General features: G+C 51.4%; 1 protein-coding gene. It reads left to right on the top strand.

The annotated features are described in order from the left end of the window. Positions 1-547 (top strand): ATP-grasp domain-containing protein (locus N1032_RS27300; RefSeq protein WP_259543840.1); only part of this gene is annotated, 547 nt, incomplete at both ends.

Here is a 547-nt window from a genome sequence, read left to right as displayed (position 1 = left end):
CTACTCAGCAACAGATTGCTCAAACCTGGGTTACCGAAGGTGCAGTGGTGTATGCCCGTACTGTCCTGAATGGCCATTCTGGTGAAGGTATTGTTGTTCATAACGCTGAAAACTCTACTGTCGGTGCAGCTCCGCTGTATACCAAAGGCATCACGGCTCAACGTCGTGAATGGCGTGTTCATGTGTTCGAAGGTAAAATCTCCTACGTTCAACTGAAACGTCGCCGTAACGGCTACCGCGAAGATCCGAACTATCGTGAAGATGTTCGTAACCACTCAACTGGTTGGATCTATGCCACCGCTGATATCACTCCTTCTGATGCCGTGCTTCGTGCAGCATTCGATGCAGTGACAGCGCTGGGTCTGAACTTTGGTGCGGTTGATCTGATTAGCCGTGGCGATGAAGCATGGGTTCTGGAAGTCAATACCGCCCCAGGTCTGACTGGAACCACGCTGGAAACCTACCAGCACAACTTCATCGAGTATGCGAAAGCAGCTGATCTGGGCACTGCTCCAGAATATCTGGTTGCATACGAAGTTCCGGCAGC

Source organism: Herbiconiux daphne, assembly GCF_024979295.1.
GTDB classification, from domain to species: domain Bacteria; phylum Actinomycetota; class Actinomycetes; order Actinomycetales; family Microbacteriaceae; genus Herbiconiux; species Herbiconiux daphnes.
This window is presented reverse-complemented; position numbering and strand designations above follow the sequence as displayed.